Origin of the sequence: Agrobacterium sp. FDAARGOS_525, assembly GCF_003938925.1 — a bacterium.
Taxonomy (GTDB): Bacteria; Pseudomonadota; Alphaproteobacteria; order Rhizobiales; family Rhizobiaceae; genus Agrobacterium; species Agrobacterium pusense.
The window spans coordinates 385,829-403,824 of sequence record NZ_RKIU01000004.1 but is presented as its reverse complement, the minus strand read 5'-3'; the positions used below and the strand labels follow the sequence as shown (position 1 = coordinate 403,824).

Genomic DNA, 17,996 nt, shown 5'->3' with positions numbered 1-17,996 from the left:
ATGACATCAGGTGAACAGGCAAAAACGCCTCTTCAAGCTCCCATTCTTCTCACCAATGTCAAACCTGTCGGTTTCGGAAAAGGTGCGTCTGAGGCTTCAACCGATATTCTGATCGGCGGCGACGGCAAGATTGCCGCGGTAGGCTCTGCCCTGCAGGTGCCTGCGGATGCGCAGCGTATCGACGCCAAGGGTGCCTTCATCTCGCCCGGCTGGGTCGATCTGCACGTGCATATCTGGCACGGCGGCACCGACATCTCTATCCGCCCCTCCGAATGCGGGGCCGAGCGCGGCGTAACCACACTGGTGGATGCCGGTTCGGCGGGCGAGGCGAATTTCCACGGTTTCAGGGAATATATTATCGAACCCTCAAGGGAGCGCATCAAGGCCTTCCTCAACCTCGGCTCCATCGGTCTCGTTGCCTGCAACCGGGTGCCTGAACTGCGCGACATCAAGGATATCGATCTCGACCGTATCCTCGAATGTTACGCGGAAAACAGCGAGCATATCGTCGGCCTGAAGGTGCGGGCGAGCCATGTCATCACCGGCTCCTGGGGTGTGACGCCTGTCAAGCTCGGCAAGAAGATCGCCAAGATCCTGAAAGTGCCGATGATGGTACATGTGGGCGAGCCACCGGCCCTTTACGACGAGGTTCTGGAAATTCTCGGCCCTGGCGATGTCGTGACCCATTGCTTCAACGGCAAATCTGGCTCCAGCATCATGGAAGACGAGGATCTGTTCAACCTTGCCGAACGCTGCGCGGGCGAAGGCATCCGGCTGGATATCGGCCATGGCGGCGCATCCTTTTCCTTCAAGGTTGCGGAAGCCGCGATTGAACGCGGGTTGCTTCCGTTCTCCATCTCTACGGATTTGCATGGCCATTCGATGAATTTCCCGGTCTGGGATCTGGCAACCACCATGTCGAAGCTGCTCTCCGTGAACATGCCCTTCGAAAACGTGGTTGAAGCCGTGACCCGTAACCCCGCCTCCATCATCCGCCTCGATATGGAAAACCGTCTCGGGGTCGGTCAGCGCGCAGATTTCACTGTTTTTGATCTTGTCGATGCCGATCTGGAAGCGACCGATTCCAACGGCGACGTGTCGCGCCTGAAGCGCCTGTTCGAGCCGCGTTACGCGGTTATCGGCGCGGAAGCCATCGCGGCCAGCCGTTATATTCCAAGGGCGCGCAAGCTGGTGCGCCACAGCCATGGTTATTCCTGGCGCTGACCCCGACCGATAGGGCGGAGGTCCTTCCTCCGCCTTTCGCAGCCATTACGGGAAACCGCTCCCGGCATTATGAGGAATTCGCGTGAAACAGTCTTCGCTCGACGCAGAAGGGCACGTCTCGCCCTATGACCGGCTCGCCGCGCTCGGCATCTCCCTGCCACCACCGCCGCCACCGATTGCCAATTTCGTCACGCATGTGGTGGAAGGCAACATGCTTTATCTTTCAGGCCAGGGGCCGCGGGAAGAAAATGGCCACCTCTATGCCGGCAAGGTGGGCGCGGAAATCGGGCTGGAAGAGGCCTATAACCATGCGCGTCTCACCGGCATCAACCTGCTTGCCGTCATGCACGAGGCGCTGGGCGATCTGTCGCGGGTGAAGAAGGTGGTGAAGCTGCTTGGCATGGTCAATGCCGTCAGCGATTTCCGCGATCACCCGAGCGTCATCAACGGCTGTTCCGATCTCTTCATCGATGTGTTCGGCGATGCGGGACAACATGCCCGCTCCGCCGTGGGCTTCGGCTCACTGCCGGGCAATATAACCGTCGAAATCGAAGCCATCGTCGCGCTCAAGGGGTGAGGCCGTTCAATGGTTGCGCCAGCCCATCAGCTTTTCGATCCGTTCCGCCGAGACCCTGACCTGTTCGGTGTAGTGGTTCTCGTCCGCCAGCACCTTCTGCTCGGGCAGCACGATGGAAATCGTCGCAACGCATTCGCCCCTGTTGTCGCAAATCGGCGAAGCGATGCACGCCACGGCGTAATCGGACTCGGCGACCTGGATCGACAGCCTGTCATGGAAGGCCGCCGCCGCAGACTGGGACAGCGTTTCCGGGTTGATTTCGGCGCGTCCGGTCGGCGAGGAACGGGCGCAGCGACGGAAAAGTTCGAGACGTTCCGCTTCCGGCAGATGCCCGACGAGCAGACGTCCGGACGCCGTCCAGTTCAAGGGAACGCGGGTGCCGACACGGGACGCGACCTGAAAATGGCTCGGTCCATCCGCCATGGCCAATACCAGCATATGGTCGCCATCGCGGCCGCAAAGCTGCACCGTCTCGCCCGCATGGCGGCAGAGATCGTGCATTTCGTGGGTGGCGACACCCATGAAATCGAGCGAGCGGGCATAGGCAAGACCGTAGTGGTAAAGCCGCGCGCCGAGCCAGATGTTGCCGTCGGCATTGCGCGCCAGCATGTTCTTTTCGATGAGATCATCGATGATCACATAGACGGTGGACAGCGGGGCCTTGATCGCCTTGGCGATGGCGTAAGCGCCGGCGGGGGATCCGGTTTCGTAAAGATAATCAATAACCTGAAGGGCGCGGTCGATGCCGCTGACGCGAGAGCGCTTGGCCGCCTTCGCGTCCGGGTTTTCCGCCGTATCAGGAAGGGCGGATAAAGGCGTTTCGTCCAGCTTATGGGCGTCCAATTTTGGCTCCTCATCAGTTTTGAGAAGCTATTACATTATTATGGCATATATGTCGATGCCCATCGCATCGCAAAGACAGGAGAAAGACATGACCGAGGATATCAGAAGCAGGATCGGCCTTCGCCCGGTCATCAACGTCTCGGGCACCATGACCTCGCTCGGCGCTTCCATCGTCGTTCCGGAAGCGGTTGAAGCCATGGCGGCCATCCTGCCGCAATTCGTCGAGATCAATGATCTGCAACGCAAGGCAAGCGCGATCATTGCAAGGCTGACGGGCGGCGAGGCCGGTTTCGTCACGGCGTCCTGCTCCTCCGGCATCAGCCTTGCGGTGGCGGGCGCCATTACCGGCAATAATCTGCTGGCCATCGAAAAGCTGCCCGATGTCGCGCCCGAGAAGAACGAAGTGCTGGTGCAGATGGGGCATGTGGTGAGTTATGGCGCGCCGGTGGATCAGGCCATCCGGCTCGGCGGCGGCAAGGTGGTGCTGATCGGGCAGGCAACATCGACCCATCGTTTCCATATGGAAAACGCCATCACCGAAAAGACGGCTGCCGCTGTCTATGTCGTCTCGCATCATGTGGTGGATTACGGTCTGCTGCATCTTTCCGAATTCGTCGAGATCGCCCACGCCAAGGGTGTCCCTGTCATTGTCGATGCCGCTTCCGAATACGACCTGAAGCTGTTTTTGGCCACGGGTGCGGATGTCGTGCTCTATTCCGGCCACAAGTTCCTCGGCGGCCCCACCTCGGGCATCGTCGCGGGTAAGAAGGAACTGGTGCGTCATGCTTTCCTTCAGAATATGGGCATCGGCCGCGGCATGAAAGTCGGCAAGGAAAGTATCTATGGTGTCATGGCGGCGCTTGAGGCCTGGGAAAAGCGGGACCATGCCGGAATTCGCGAACGGGAAACCGGTTATCTCAACCTCTGGAAAAGGACGCTGGATGGACGGCCGGGCGTGACGGCGTTGATCGAGCCCGACCCGACCAACAACCCGCTCGACCGGCTGCGCGTTATCATCAATGCCGAAGATGCGCATATCACGGCATGGGACCTGACGACGGCGCTGGCCAAGGGTAACCCGCCGATCATCACCCGCGATCACGAGGTGGAACATCGCTATTTCTATCTCGACCCCTGCAATCTGCATCCCGGCCAGGAGACTATCGTTGCGTCCCGTCTGGCGGAGGAACTGGACAAGGCACGCGCCTCCAACGAGGTAATTGCGACACCGTTCGAAGACCGCAGCCGCCACCGTTTCGACGGCATGCTGCACTGGCCGGACTAATAACGACTGCATATCGAACGAGCGGGTGCCGCGAGTTTCTTCTCCCCGCCGGGGAGAAGGTCGCGGCAGCGGGATGAGGGGCAGGGGTGCGATCTATCGTGAACGTCGCCCCCTCATCCGACCCTTCGGGCCACCTTCTCCCCGACGGGGAGAAGACACAGGCCGTGACGCCGTGCCTGAATTCAAACGAGAAGAAAAGAAGGGAACGATCATGACCATGCCGCAGGCAGTACCGCTTGGTGCAAAAGATGCCGTGCTTTCCGTCCGCAACCTCACCACGTCCTTTCACGTGGATGGCGGCTGGAAACCGGTGGTGCGCGATATTTCCTTTGATGTCGCGCCAGGCGAGACGGTTGCGATCGTTGGCGAAAGCGGCTCGGGCAAAAGCGTGACATCGCTTTCGATCATGCGGCTGCTGGACCGCGAAAGCAGCAGGGTTCAGGGCGAAATCCTGCTCGGCGGGCGCAACCTCCTGTCACTTTCAGAGGACGCCATGCGGCGGGTGCGGGGCAATGAGGTGGCCATGATCTTTCAGGAGCCTATGACAAGCCTCAACCCGCTCTTCACAATTGGTGACCAGATTTCCGAGGCTCTTCTGTGCCACCAGCCCATGTCGAAAGCGGAAGCGCGAGCGGAGACGATCCGCCTGCTCGAAAAAGTCCGCATACCCTCCGCCGCCTCGCGTTTCGATGAATATCCACATCGGTTTTCCGGCGGCATGCGCCAGCGCGTGATGATCGCGATGGCGCTTGCCTCCAAACCGAAGCTGCTGATCGCGGATGAGCCTACGACGGCGCTTGACGTCACCATTCAGGGCCAGATCCTCGATCTCATCAAGACACTTCAGGAAGAGGAAGGTACCTCCGTCCTGTTCATCACCCATGACATGGGCGTGGTGGCTGAGATCGCCGATCGCACGGTCGTCATGTATCGTGGCGAGCAGGTGGAAGTCGGCGCGACCGCGGATATTTTCCATCGCGGTAAACATCCCTACACGCGTGCACTGTTGTCCGCGGTTCCGGTTCTCGGTTCCATGACGGGCGAGGAAGGCCGCTGCGGTTTCCCATTGTCAACACCACCACGGGAGAAACGCAGGAACCGGCGCGTCCGGCCGATACCGTCAATGCCGCAGCCCAGCCGGTGCTGAAAGTTGAGGGGCTGACCAAGCGCTTCGATATCCACTCCGGTCTCTTGGGGCGGCTCAGCGGCCGCGTGCATGCGGTGGAAAACGTGTCCTTCGATCTGAGGGCCGGGGAGACGTTGTCACTGGTGGGCGAAAGCGGCTGCGGCAAGTCGACCACCGGTCGCGCCATCATGCGGCTCATTGAGCCGGATGCCGGTTCCGTGGTGGTGAACGGCGAGAATATTCTCGCCCTCGACAAGTCTGGCATGCGAGAGATGCGCAAGACGGTGCAGATGATCTTTCAGGATCCCTTTGCCTCACTCAACCCGCGCATGACGGTGGGCGCGGCGATCGCCGAACCTTTTCTGGAACACCGTATGGGCAGCGCCCGCGAGGCGAAGGATGTGGTGGCCGACATGTTGGAAAAGGTCGGGCTCTCGCCCGATATGGCGGCGCGTTACCCGCACGAGTTTTCCGGCGGTCAGCGACAGCGCATCTGCATCGCCCGCGCGCTGGCACTCCAGCCCAAGGTGATCGTCGCTGATGAGAGCGTTTCGGCGCTGGATGTCTCGATCAAGGCGCAGGTCATCAACCTGATGCTGGACTTGCAGCAGAGCCTCGATCTCGCCTTTCTTTTCATCAGCCATGACATGGCGGTGGTGGAGCGCGTCAGCCACCGGGTGGCGGTGATGTATCTCGGCGAGATCGTCGAAATCGGCCCGCGTGCGGCTGTCTTCGACAACCCGCAGCATGACTATACCCGCAAGCTGATGGCGGCCGTGCCGGTGCCGGACCCGGACCGCAGAAACACGCGTCGCGGTGCCGCCAATGACGAGTTGAAAAGTCCGATCCGCTCAGTCGATTATTCCGTGAAGCCGCGGGAATATCGCGAAGTCTCACCCGGCCATCTTGTCGCCAGCTGAGCGATCAAAGCCCCGGAACGTCAGATGTCACAAATGGCACGCGATAACCGCGCTGGAAGGTTTCGCGCTGTCCAAGCTGGCGATACCAGCGGTTTACTGCGGGAAAATCAGCGAGATCGATTTTATGACGGGCGAAACGCGAAACCCATGGCCAGATGGCGATATCGGCTATTGAAAAATCGCCGGCGACGAACCCGCGCTCTGCCAAGCGGTCGTCCAGCGTCCGGTAGAGGCGCTCGGCATCCGAGGCGAAACGGGTTTCGGCGAAGGGTGCCTTTCCTGTATTGTATGTCAGGAAATAATGGGCGTAACCGAGTGTCGGGCCGAAGTTGGCGGCCTGCCACATCAGCCACTCGGTGACTGTCAGGCGTGCCGCGGCAGAGACGGGAATGAGCCGTCCGGCTTTTTCCGCGAGATAGATCAGGATTGCGTTGGACTCTGTTAAAACGGTGCCATCGTCGTGATCGACGATTGCAGGGATTTTGGAGCCAGGGCTGATGCGACTGTACTCGGCCGAGAACTGCTCGCCCTTTTCGATGTCGATGGCATGGCTGCGATAGGGCAAGCCAAGTTCTTCCAGCGCAATCGAGATTTTGAGGCCGTTCGGCGTGATCCAGGTGTAAAGGTCGATCATGTTAGTCGAACATTGCCTCCTCCAGCGGCAAAGCGCGCCTGCCTTTCTTGCCGGTCACATCGGAAAGATCAGCATAGAGGCCGCGTAATGTCAGAACCAACTGGACAATACGCAGATCGGTAACACGATAGATCACCGCCTTGCACTCCCGCGTGCCCTCGATGACCCCCGCATCGCGCAGTTCGGCAAGCTGCTGTGAAAGCGTCGGCTGCTGGATGCCGAGTTCATATTCGAGTGCGGAAACGGAGGCTTCCGTTTCCATGAGGTAACAGACGATGGCCAGACGGTTGGCATTGGCCACAAGCTTCAGGAGCTCGCTTGCTTCAACGACGCTGCGGCAGATGAGATTGGAAACCGGTTTGGTCACGACTGAAGAGGCCCACTTTTCAAACTATAAAAAAGTAAATTGTGTGGCGATAAATTTCAATGGTTTGATAAATATCATGCCAGCTCAATCAGGCATTTTTTAAAATCTACAGGATTAGTAGATTTCTCTTTCGCTTTCCGCCCGGGGGTCGCCAAAACGTTTCTCGAAAACACTCTATAAAAAAGTAGATTGATCGTGAAATGAGGTGTCGACATGAAAATCGGGGTCCATCCCAACAATCTGCATTTGCGGCTCGCCCGGCTCTGGCCCGGTTCTTTTAAGGCATTCGAGCCTGAATTTGTGCTCTATAGAGAAGGGCGCGATACCGCGGCGCTTCTGGAAAAGGGCGAAATACACTTCGGCGGCACTGGGTCGACACCGCCCATCGAGGCGGATGCGCGCGGGCTCTCGGCGGTCTATATTGCCGCCTCCGCACCGCGGCCGGCCAATGGCGCGATCCTCGTGCGGCGCGACAGCCCGATCCGTTCCGCCGCCGATCTCTCGGGAAAACGCATATCCCTGATCGACGGATCGTTTCATACCTATCTTCTGGCGCGCAGCCTGGAAGGAGCGGGGCTTGGCCTCTCGGATGTCAGCCGGATAGAAAGCGGCGACAGTGACAGCCTGAGGGACCTCGTGGAAGGTCGCGTCGATGCCTGGGTGACGATGTCGCCGCGGCTGGAAAAGGCTCTGACCCATGAAGAAATCAGTCTTTTGGTTCGCTGCGGCTCCACCATTCCCAACCGTTCGCTATTCTGGACGCTGGATCGTCACGCTCTTGCGCCTGAAACGAGGCAAGCGATTGCGGCTGAACTGGACCGCGTCGGCCGCGCCGTTATGGCTAATGTAGAGCAGGCGGCTGCGCTGCTCGCCGCCGAACCTGGCAGCGAAGGCGACGCTTCGTCCTGGGCAAAGGTATTGCGCTCTCGCGATCTTTCAGTCGTGCCCGCCACTCAAAATATTCTTGCCGAACAGCAGGAGGAGGCCGATACGCTTTACAGGCACGGCCATTTCTCTTTACCGGTTCAGACCGGGCAAAGCCCGGCCCCGCAATCAGCCAGCGTCGGAGGTGACAGATGAATGTTTTCTGGTACATGTGCGCCCCCGACGGCGCCTATCCCTGGCAGCCGGAAGGCTCCCGCAGGGTCGATCTCGGTTATTACAAGCAACTGGCGCTCGCTTACGACCAGCTCGGTTATACCGGGGCGCTGTTTGCCACCGGGGCGCATGACGTCTGGGTTCTGGCGGGTGCGCTTCTTTCCTATACCGAGCGGCTGAAGCTGCTGGTCGCCATTCATCCGGGCCTGATCGCGCCAACGCTGCTTGGCAAGATGGCGGCAACGCTTCAGGAGTTTTCGCGCGGGCGCCTGCTTATCAATGTCGTCTCGGGCGATGCGAAGATGCTCGGCGCCTACGGCATGACCATGCCGCATGACGAGCGTTACGAGATGGCGGATGAATATCTGCAAATCTGGCACCGGCTTTTCGCCGGCGAGACGGTGGATTTCAACGGGCATTATTTCCAGACGCAGGGCGCAAAGCTCGCTCTGCCGGTGGGGCAGGGCATCGAGCCGCCGCCGCTGTGGTTTGGCGGCTCTTCGGACAAGGCCATCGACGTTGCGGCCAAACATGTCGAGACCTATCTCTCATGGGGCGAAACGCCTGATCAGATTGGCGCGAAGGTCGATCTCGTCAAGGCGCGGGCGGAAAAGCTCGGTCGAGAACTGGAATACGGTATTCGCCTTTATGTTATCGTGCGCGATACGGATGAAGAGGCCTGGGCCGCCGCCGCCGATCTCTACGGGCGCATGGATGAGGCAGCGATTGCCGCCAACCAGCGTTTCGTCGGCAAGACCGATTCCGTCGGCCAGCAGCGCATGACGGCGATGCATGGCGGCCAGAAGCCGGAGAACCTGCGCGATCTTGAAATAGCGCCAAATCTCTGGGCCGGCATCGGTCTCGTTCGTCCAGGTCCGGGAACAGCTATCGTCGGCTCGCCCGATACTGTCATCCGCACGCTGGAGGCCTATAAGAAGGCGGGCGTGAACACCTTTATCCTGTCCGGCATGCCATTGCTGGAAGAAGCCTTCCGTTTCGGGGAAAAGGTGCTTCCGCGTCTTGACGTATCGCGTGAGGTTTCGGCGGCAAAACAATTCACGTGGTCGACATTGTTCGACCGTGACCTCTCGGCCAAGGCCTCATGAGCATGGCTTCGGGAGTGGAGAAGAAAGACATGATGGCGAGTCCCGCAACGACATCGGTACAAGGGCGCATCGGCCCGCAGCGTGTGGCAGGGCGGCTGCTCGCCATTCTGGACAGGGTACTCGGTGCGGTCGCGGCAGCAATCCTTGCCACGCTGCTCGTGGTGGTTCTGGTCAATGTCACCCTGCGTTATCTGTTTCACACCGGCTTCATCGGCGCGGAAGATCTGGGCATCTGGCTTAATGTCGCGATGATCGCTGTCGGCGCGCCTCTCAGTCTCAAAAGCGCGCTTGCGATGCGGCTCGATGTTTTTGTGCGCTTCCTGCCGGAACGTTTCCATGCTGCCACGGAAGTCCTGGCCGATGCTTTCTCGTTCGTTGCCGCGCTCATACTCGCCTTCGGCGGGGTAGAAATTGCGGCAATGCTGGGCGGGACGTCCCCGACGCTTGGTCTGCCGGAATGGGTGCGTTTCGGTTTTCTTGGTGCGGGTGGCGCACTGATTTTTGTTTATCTCGCGCTTCAGCGCGTCAGTGAAGGCAAGGCGTTTGCTGTTCTGCTCTCCGTCGTCATTGCTGTTGTTTCCTATGTGAGCCTGCCGGAAATTTTCGTCGATACGACCCTGCCGCCTAGCCTGTTTCTGGCGCTGACGGCAGCCGTGGGGCTGGTTTTGGCCGCGCCGCTTGCCCACGCCTTCCTCGCCGCCGCCTATGTGGCGATTGCCTTCGGCAGTACTTTGCCGGAGCCGGCCATCGTTTCCTCCACGGTCACAGGCATGTCGAAATTCCTGCTGCTCGCCATCCCCTTCTTCCTGCTGGCGGGAAGTCTGCTGACGGAATCGGGCGTCGCAAACCAGCTCGTCCGTTTTGCCGCCTCCATGGTCGGCCACCGACGGGCGGGGCTGGCCCAGACGACGCTTCTGACGAGCGTGCTATTTTCTGGCGCCTCCGGTTCTTCAGTCGCCAATGCTGCCTTCGGCGCCTCCACCTTCCAGCCGGAACTCGTCAAGCATGGTTATCCACCCGCGCAGGCGGGTGCGATCATCGCCGCCACTTCCGTGCTGGACAACGTCATTCCGCCCTCCATCGCATTCCTCATCCTCGCAACGGCCACCAACCTTTCGGTCGGGTCGCTGCTGGTCGGCGGATTCTTTGCGGGCGGGTTGATGGCGGTCTGCCTGGCGGTGGCGATCCATTTCAGCGTGCGCAGCGTTGATACCCTGCCTCGCGCGACGGGCTCTGAGCGGTGGCGCTCGGCCGTGGCTGCGATACCTGCCTTCGGTCTTGGCGTCATCGTGGTGGTCGGCATCCGCATTGGCGTCGTCACGACCACGGAAGCCGCAGCGCTTGCAGCGCTTTACACGCTGCTTCTCGGCTTCGGATACCGGCTGGGCGCGGGCCGTATTTTTACAACCTTCCGCCAATCGGCGGGTGAAGCAGCTGCGATCGGCCTTCTGATCGGCACGGCTGGCCCCTTCGCCTTTCTCCTGGCGGTCGATAATGTCTCCGGTCTTGTCACCGACTTCGTGACATTGCTCGGTGGCAGCAAGATCGCGGTGCTTCTGCTGTCCAACCTCATTCTGCTCGTGGTCGGTCTTGTGCTTGATATCGGTGCTGCCATCCTGCTGTTCGGGCCGATCCTTCTGCCCGCTGCCGTGGCAGCCGGTATCGATCCCATCCATTTCGGTGTCATCCTCGTGGTCAATCTCATGATCCACGGCCTGACACCGCCGCTCGGCATGCTGATCTTTGTGGTGAGCGGCGTCACCCGCATTCCGGCGACAGCCCTTTTCCGGGCCGTCGTTCCCTATCTCCTCTCCCTTCTCGTTTCCCTCGCCATTCTGTGCGTCTGGGCCATTTTCTTCTAATCCGGGGCTTTATTCATGACTATTATCGACCGTCGTCATCTCCTCAAACTCTCCGCTCTCGGCGCGGCAACGCTCGCCGCACCGGCCTTCGTGCGTACGGCTAGTGCCAGAACCCGCAGCCTCACCGTTGCGTCGCTTTTCGCTGACGACAAGCCGGAGACGAAAATCTGGGTGAAGATCAGTGAGCTGGTGGAAGCGAAGCTGCCCGGTCGCTTCCGGTTCAATATCGTAAAGAGCGGTGCGCTGGGCGGCGAGAAGGAAGTGGCGGAGAATATTCGGCTGGGATCGGTTCAGGCCAGTCTTTCAACCGTTTCCTCGCTTTCAGGCTGGGTGCCGGAATTGCAGATCCTCGATCTGCCCTTCCTGTTCCGTGATGGGGAGCACGTGCGCAAGGTGGTAACCGGCGAGACTGGCAACGAGTTGAAGACGAAGCTCGCCGCCCAGCAATTCATCGCTGCCGATTTCATCAATTACGGCGCGCGCCATCTGCTGACTAAGGAACCGGTAACACGCCCCGAGCAGCTGGAAGGCAAGAAGATCCGCGTCATCCAGAGCCCGCTGCACACCAAGCTGTGGAGCGCCTTCGGCACCACGCCGGTCGGTATTCCGATCACCGAGACCTATAATGCGCTGGCGACAGGCGTGGCCGACGCCATGGACCTCACCAAATCCGCCTATGCCGGCTTCAAGCTTTACGAGGTCGTGCCCTATCTGACCGAAACCGGTCACATCTGGGCCTCAGGCGTCGTTTATTATGGCGCGACCTTCTGGAACCAGCTGGATGACGAAGAAAAGAAAGTGCTGTCGGAGGCCTCTAGCGAAGGCGCGAAGTACTTCAACCAGCTGATCGTTGAAGATGAAACGAAGTCCGTTGAGCTTGCGCTTTCCAAGGGGGGCAAGGTGCTGCAGCCGGAAGCGCTGGATGAATGGCGCAAGGGCGCCCAGGGCGTCTGGCAGGATTTCGCCGGCATCGTCGGGGGTATCGAGAAGATACAGGCCGTGCAGTCTGCCTGAGACTACGGGTTAGACGAAGAACAGGGGAGGCGTGTGAGCGCCTCCCCTTTTTTATTAGCGAATATCTTCCGGCAGAACGTCCGAGGGAATATTCTGATAGGAAACCGGGCGCATGAAGCGGCGGATCGACATGGTGCCGACAGAGGTTGCGCCGAAGTTCGTGGAGGCCGGGTAGGGGCCACCGTGAACCATGGCTTCGGAAACTTCCACGCCGGTCGGGAAACCGTTGGCGAGCACGCGGCCGGCCTTGCGTTCCAGGATCGGCAGCAGCTTGCGGGCGAGTTCGGCGTCGCCTGCATCGAGATGCATTGTCGCCGTCAGCTGGCCTTCGAAGCTCCTGGCAACCTCAAGCATTTCTTCGGTGCTATCAACAGTCACGATCAGGCCAAGGGGTCCGAAGACTTCTTCAGCAAGCGCATGGTTGGCAACCCAGTCCTTGCCTGCGACCTGATAGAGATACGGCGTTGCATTGCGCAGGTTGCAGGTGGTGGTCAGCACGTCGCGCACGCCGTTGCCGGCAGCGATACGATCACGGCCATCACGATAGGCGGCGGCGATGCCGTCGGTCAGCATGACCTGAGGGCCGACTTCCGACAGGGCCGCACGTGCGGTTTCAGCAACCGCATCCGCTTGCTCGGAGAGAATGACGGCAATGCCCGGGTTGGTGCAGAACTGGCCCGCACCCATGGTGAGCGAACCGGCCCAGCCCTTGGCAATGGCTTCGCCGCGGTTGGCAACGGCTTCCGGCAGCAGGAACATCGGGTTGACGGAACCCAGTTCGCCGAAGAAGGGGATCGGCTCGGGGCGCTGGGCGCAGAGATCGAACAGTGCGCGGCCGCCGGCGAGCGAACCGGTGAAGCCGACCGCCTTGATGCGCGGATGCTGCACGAGCGCGGAACCGACATCGCGGCGGCCGCCCTGGATCAGCGAGAAGACGCCGGGATGCAGATTGTGCTTCTTGACGGCGGCAAGAACCGCTTCGGCAACGATTTCACCGGTGCCGGGATGGGCGGAGTGACCCTTGACGACAACAGGGCAACCGGCAGCCAGAGCCGCAGCGGTGTCACCACCGGCCGTGGAGAAGGCGAGCGGGAAGTTCGACGCGCCGAAAACGGCGACAGGGCCGATCGGACGCTGCATCAGGCGGATATCCGGGCGCGGCAGCGGCTGGCGATCCGGCAGTGCTTCGTCGTGGCGACGATCGAGATAGTCGCCCTTGCGGATATGCGAGGCAAACAGGCGGAGCTGACCGACGGTGCGGCCGCGTTCGCCCTGCAGACGGGCAGCGGGCAGGCCGGTTTCGGAGGAACCGATTTCGGTGATGGCGTCGGCGCGGGCTTCGATCTCATCGGCAATGGTGTCGAGGAATGCGGCGCGCTCTTCGCGGGTGGTGTAACCGTAGCTCCAGAAGGCTTCTTCAGCTGCCTCACAGGCGGCATTCACCAGATCGACGGTGCCGACCGAAAAATCGAAAGCTTCGCCATGTGCAGGCTCGCTGCGGAATTTTGCTTCCGTTGCGACCCATTCTCCTGCAACCAGATGTTTGCCGTGCGGCTTGAAACTCATTGTGCTCTTCCCTGAAAACTGATCCTGTGTGGAAAACCCACCCGACACCGTGACGTTGCACCGAAAGGCGACAGCGCAAGCGCCATCAGCCGCGATCCTCGCCCGGTTGCCTTCTGCCTTAGCCCGTGTAGGGCCTGAGCGAAAGCCGGTTTTTCAACTATCTGACCAAAAAGTGTGATTAATTGGGCGAAGCGTGAAAAAGACCTGCTTCCGTTTACGCACGCGACGCTCTAATGTGACGCCATGATGACAAACAGATTTCCGAAATATGTTGCCTGGTCGCTTCTTCTGTTGATTGTAATCGTGACTGTCAGCCCCATTGGGCTGAGGCCCCACACATTGACGACGGTTGGCATCGACCGCGCGGGTGCCTTCGCCCTCTGTTCGGCCGCCTTCGTGCTCGCCTATCCGCGTTACTGGCTTGCCATCATCGTCGCGGGCATTGTTGCGGCTTTTGGCATTGAGGCGCTGCAATTCCTGTCGCCGACACGCCATCCGCATCTGACCGACGCAGCCGTGAAGGCCGCCGGGGCTGTTACCGGCGGATTGGCCGCCTATTCCTACCTCATGTTTCGGGCGAAGATGGCCGCAGGCTGACACATCCCCTGCGGTCAGATTTCCGATTAGCCATTCCCATTCGCGAGACCGAAGTGGCTGTGTGACAGCGTACGCTCGATGCCGCGCAGCTCAGCCAATCCCTTCAATCGCCCAATGGCGGGGTAACCGGGCTGGGCGCCGCGCGTGAGGTCGTCGAGAATTTCCTGCCCGTGATCCGGCCGCATCGGAATTGTGTGGTCTTCACGGCCCTCCGCTCGCCGGCGGGCTTCTTCGGTGATGAGGGCGGCAATGACGGCGACCATGTCGGTTCCGCCTTCCAGATGTTCGTCCTCGAAGAAGGAGCAGGGCACGGTGTCCGTGTCGCGCGTCACGTTGCGCAGATGCACGAAATGGATTCGATCTGCAAAACGGCTGGCAATGAAGGGCAGGTCGTTATCCGCGCGCGCACCGAGAGAGCCGGTGCAGAGCGTGACGCCGTTGGCGCGGCTGTCGACCTGCGAGAGCATATGGGCGTAATCCGCCTCCGTTGAGAGAATACGCGGCAGGCCGAGAAGCGGCCAGGGCGGATCATCGCCATGGGCGCAGATATTGATGCCCACTTCCTCAGCAACCGGCGTCACCTCGGAGAGAAAATCGATCAGGTTCTGCTGAAGCCTTTCGCGATTAACGCCATGGTAGGAACGCAGCTTTTCGATGAGTTCCGGCAGGGTATAGCCATCCGCCGAGCCGGGCAGGCCAGCACCGATATTGCGTGATAGCGCGACGATTTTTGTGTCGGGCATCCCGGTGAACCGCTTTGCCGCATCCTCCAGCAACCAGTCGGGATAATCCCGTGTCGCGTCCGGGCGCTTGAGAATGTGAATATCAAAGGCAGCGAAATCGGTCAGGTCGAAGCGCATCGCTTTCGCGCCGTGTTTCGTTTCCCAGCGCAGGTCGGTGCGGGTCCAGTCCAGCACGGGCATGAAGTTGTAACAGACGGTGCGGATGCCTGACGCCGAGAGGCGGCGCAGCGTTTCCTGCCAGTTGGCGATATGGGTTTTCCAGTCGCCCGTCTGGGTCTTGATGTCCTCGGAGACGGGCACACTTTCCACCACGTCCCAATAAAGCCCGCCGGCCTTGATGGCCTCATGCCGCCTGGTTATTTCGTCCACCGGCCAGACATCGCCGGTGGCGATGTGGTGCAACGCGCTGACAATGCCTTCTGCGCCCGCCTGAGCCGCATCCTGAACCGTGACCTTGTCGACCGGACCGAACCAGCGCCATGTATGTCTCATATTTCGTCCTCAAAAATTACGTCTGCGGAAAAAGTCAGTTGCACCTTGCAAGCGGTGGAGCGGTCTCCGGCCTGCTCGAATGCGGCCTTCGCCTCATCGAGCGGGAAGCTGTGGGAAATGATCGGCCGCACATCGATCTTGCGCGTTGAGATCAGCCCGGCGGCGATGGCGAATTCATCATGAAAGCGCTGCGAACCGCGCCAGAGAATTTCTTTGCCCACCAGCGTATTGAGCGGAATGGTGATGTCACCGGTTACGCCCACCTGTACGATGGTGCCGCGCGGGCGCACGCAGGCAAAGGCGGTGCGGAGCGCGGGGGCTGCCGCGGAGCAATCGAAAATGACGTCGAAATAGCCCTTGTCATCCTGGTACGGCAAAAGCGCCTCGGCGTCCTTTGCGACATTGATCGTGCGGTCCGCACCCATGGCTGGTGCGCGTTCCAGCGCCGCATCGGTCAGATCGGTTGCGACGATGATACTTGCGCCCGCATGGCGGGCGGCGGCGATGGTCAAGAGGCCGATTGGGCCGGCTCCCGTCACCAGCACCTTAGCGCCGGTGAGATCGCCAGCCTGGGCGACGGCATGCAGACAGACTGCAAGCGGCTCAGTGCAGGCCGCTTCAGCAGCTGAGGTATCGGCTGGAAATGGCGCGCATTGTTTGGCCGGAACCACCAGCCGGTCGCGGAACATGCCCTGTTCGTGCGGCAGGCGCATGGCGCTGCCCATGAAGCGCATGTCGAGGCAATGGATCGGCTGGCCCTTCAGGCAGAACTGGCAATGGCCGCAGGGTTGCGAGGGATTGACGGCGACGAGCTGGCCGATGGCGAGCCCGCTGACGCCTTCCCCCAGCGCCCGCACATGGCCGGATGCCTCATGCCCGGAGATGATCGGTTCGCGCACCCTGACCGGGCCAAAACCGCCATCCTGATAATAATGAAGATCAGAGCCGCAGATGCCGCCCGCTGCCATTGCGAGCAGCACCTCGCCGGGTCCCGGCTCAGCGAGATCCTCTGTTTCGACGCGAATGTCCTTTTCGCCGTATAGACGTGCCACGCGTGTCTGCATGACCATGCCCTTATGTCTTGATATGGAATGATGACCCCGCGCGGCGAACCGCGCGGGCAGGGTGCCTCGTCAGCGGATCAGGCCCATCTCGGTCGGCAGCCACAGGGTGATTGCCGGAATGAAGGTGATCAGCAACAGCGCGACGAACAGAGGCACCAGCCATGGCAGGATCGCGATGGTCGTGCGTTCGACGGAGAGTTTTGCCACGCGCGAGAGCACGAACAGCACCATGCCGAGCGGCGGATGCAGCAGACCGATCATCAGGTTGAGCGTGATGATGAGGCCGAAATGCACCGGATCGATATGAAACTGCAGCACCAGCGGCAGAAGGATCGGCACGAGGATGGTGATGGCCGCAATCGTATCGAGGAAGCAGCCCACGAACAGCATCAGGAGATTGACCAGCACCAGGAAAATCCATTTGCTGTCCGTGATCGTCAGGATCGCCGCCGACAGAAGCTGCGCTGCCTGGCTAACGGTCAGCAGCCATGCGAAGACCGAGGCCGCCGCAACGATGAAGAGCACGGATGCGGTGGTTTCGATCGTGTCGAAGGTCGATTTCGCCAGCGTCTTGAAGGTCATCGTGCGATAGCGGACGAGGCCCAGGAACAGCGACCAGAGAACGGCCGCGACGGCTGCCTCCGTCGGTGTGAACCAGCCCATGGTCATGCCGCCGATCAGGATCACGGGCGTCATCAACGCCATCACGGCTGAGAAGTCGAAATACCAGTCGCAGGCGAGCAGGATGACCAGCACGATCAGGATCGACAGGTTGAGGGAAAGACCAAGCGCCGTGAGGATATAGATGCCGAGCGGCACCATCATCACCACGAAGACTTCAATCGATGCGCCGAAGATCGTTCTGAGGCTGAACGGTGTATCGGAGCCCCAGCCCTTGATATAGGCGAAGACCGCAACCGTGATCATCATCAGAAGCGTCATGACGACGCCGGGAATGATGCCGGCCATGAACAATGCGCCGATCGAGACATTGGCCATCATGCCGTAGATGACGAAGGGCAGCGATGGCGGAAAGATCGGCCCGAGCGTTGCGGAGGCGGCGGTGACGCCGACGGCCGCTTCGACCGGATAACCGTGGTCTTTCATGGCCTTGATCTCGATGGTGCCGATACCGGCCGCATCGGCAAGCGCGGTCCCCGACATGCCGGAAAAGATCACCGAACCGATGATGTTGACCTGGGCGAGACCACCCTTCATCCAGCCGACGAGCGCGACGGCGAAGGAATAGATACGTCCCGTCACGCCGGCCGTGTTCATGAGATTACCGGCAAGGATGAAAAATGGCACGGCCAAAAGCGGGACGCTTTCCACACCCGCGATCAGGCGCTGCGCCGCTATGATATCGGGCGCGACATTATAAAACACGATGTAGAGCAGAGAAGCCGAGGCCATGGAAATGGCGACCGGCAGGCCGATCACCATCAGGAGAAGAAAGGAGCCGATGAGAAGCAGCATGT

General features: G+C 60.5%; 15 protein-coding genes and 1 pseudogene. 9 read left to right on the top strand and 7 right to left on the bottom strand.

Translation table 11 applies throughout. From position 1 onward, the window contains the following. Positions 1-1,224: an amidohydrolase/deacetylase family metallohydrolase gene (locus tag EGT36_RS18290; RefSeq protein WP_125270792.1), complete on the top strand. Its 1,224-nt coding sequence runs from the start codon at positions 1-3 to the stop codon at positions 1,222-1,224. 82 nt (positions 1,225-1,306) lie between these two features. Next, positions 1,307-1,801, top strand: coding sequence for a RidA family protein (locus tag EGT36_RS18285; RefSeq protein WP_004438756.1), 495 nt, complete (start codon positions 1,307-1,309; stop codon positions 1,799-1,801). Positions 1,802-1,807: 6 nt separating this feature from the next. Here EGT36_RS18285 and EGT36_RS18280 read toward each other — a convergent pair whose 3' ends face one another. Next, positions 1,808-2,644, bottom strand: a complete 837-nt coding sequence (locus EGT36_RS18280) for an IclR family transcriptional regulator (RefSeq protein WP_035208156.1) — start codon at positions 2,642-2,644, stop codon at positions 1,808-1,810. An 88-nt stretch (positions 2,645-2,732) separates the two neighbouring features. On the opposite strand from EGT36_RS18280, the gene EGT36_RS18275 reads away from it, so the two are divergent. Further along, positions 2,733-3,929: an aminotransferase class V-fold PLP-dependent enzyme gene (locus EGT36_RS18275; RefSeq protein WP_125270791.1), complete on the top strand. Its 1,197-nt coding sequence runs from the start codon at positions 2,733-2,735 to the stop codon at positions 3,927-3,929. A gap of 211 nt (positions 3,930-4,140) precedes the next feature. Beyond that, a pseudogene (locus tag EGT36_RS18270) lies at positions 4,141-5,975 on the top strand (ABC transporter ATP-binding protein). Positions 5,976-5,979: 4 nt separating this feature from the next. Here the strand turns inward: EGT36_RS18270 and EGT36_RS18265 are convergent. After that, on the bottom strand, positions 5,980-6,609 hold the full coding sequence (locus tag EGT36_RS18265; RefSeq protein WP_125270790.1) for a glutathione S-transferase family protein: 630 nt from the start codon (positions 6,607-6,609) through the stop codon (positions 5,980-5,982). Between the two features lies 1 nt (position 6,610). Beyond that, a complete protein-coding gene (locus EGT36_RS18260; RefSeq protein WP_125270789.1) occupies positions 6,611-6,976 on the bottom strand; it encodes an ArsR/SmtB family transcription factor in 366 nt (121 codons plus the stop codon). Positions 6,977-7,189: 213 nt separating this feature from the next. Here EGT36_RS18260 and EGT36_RS18255 point away from each other — a divergent pair, with 213 nt between their 5' ends. Genes EGT36_RS18255 through EGT36_RS18240 form a run of 4 tightly spaced genes read left to right on the top strand, consistent with a single transcriptional unit; the run spans position 7,190 to position 12,056 of the window. Beyond that, entirely contained in the window at positions 7,190-8,056 is an 867-nt protein-coding gene (locus tag EGT36_RS18255; RefSeq protein ID WP_004438769.1) for an ABC transporter substrate-binding protein, read from the top strand. Beyond that, positions 8,053-9,180, top strand: coding sequence for an LLM class flavin-dependent oxidoreductase (locus EGT36_RS18250; protein ID WP_006698527.1), 1,128 nt, complete (start codon positions 8,053-8,055; stop codon positions 9,178-9,180). The genes EGT36_RS18255 and EGT36_RS18250 overlap by 4 nt, the downstream gene beginning before the upstream one ends. A 29-nt stretch (positions 9,181-9,209) precedes the next feature. After that, positions 9,210-11,042, top strand: coding sequence for a TRAP transporter large permease (locus EGT36_RS18245; RefSeq protein WP_172965667.1), 1,833 nt, complete (start codon positions 9,210-9,212; stop codon positions 11,040-11,042). 15 nt (positions 11,043-11,057) lie between these two features. Then, the gene (locus EGT36_RS18240; RefSeq protein WP_125270788.1) at positions 11,058-12,056 is read left to right on the top strand and encodes a TRAP transporter substrate-binding protein; all 999 of its coding nucleotides are present in this window, start codon (positions 11,058-11,060) and stop codon (positions 12,054-12,056) included. A gap of 54 nt (positions 12,057-12,110) precedes the next feature. Here EGT36_RS18240 and EGT36_RS18235 read toward each other — a convergent pair whose 3' ends face one another. Then, a complete protein-coding gene (locus tag EGT36_RS18235) occupies positions 12,111-13,622 on the bottom strand; it encodes an aldehyde dehydrogenase (NADP(+)) (protein WP_125270787.1) in 1,512 nt (503 codons plus the stop codon). A gap of 243 nt (positions 13,623-13,865) precedes the next feature. Here EGT36_RS18235 and EGT36_RS18230 point away from each other — a divergent pair, with 243 nt between their 5' ends. Next, positions 13,866-14,219 carry a VanZ family protein gene (locus EGT36_RS18230; RefSeq protein WP_004438780.1) on the top strand — a complete coding sequence of 118 codons (354 nt, stop codon included), beginning with the start codon at positions 13,866-13,868 and terminating at the stop codon, positions 14,217-14,219. Positions 14,220-14,245: 26 nt separating this feature from the next. Here EGT36_RS18230 and uxuA read toward each other — a convergent pair whose 3' ends face one another. The 3 genes from uxuA to EGT36_RS18215 form a co-directional block, all read right to left on the bottom strand. Further along, the gene (uxuA, locus tag EGT36_RS18225) at positions 14,246-15,454 is read right to left on the bottom strand and encodes a mannonate dehydratase (RefSeq protein ID WP_125270786.1); all 1,209 of its coding nucleotides are present in this window, start codon (positions 15,452-15,454) and stop codon (positions 14,246-14,248) included. After that, entirely contained in the window at positions 15,451-16,518 is a 1,068-nt protein-coding gene (locus tag EGT36_RS18220; protein WP_125270785.1) for an L-idonate 5-dehydrogenase, read from the bottom strand. The genes uxuA and EGT36_RS18220 overlap by 4 nt, the downstream gene beginning before the upstream one ends. A 69-nt stretch (positions 16,519-16,587) precedes the next feature. After that, entirely contained in the window at positions 16,588-17,994 is a 1,407-nt protein-coding gene (locus EGT36_RS18215; protein WP_125270784.1) for a TRAP transporter large permease, read from the bottom strand. Between the last annotated feature and the right edge of the window lie 2 nt (positions 17,995-17,996).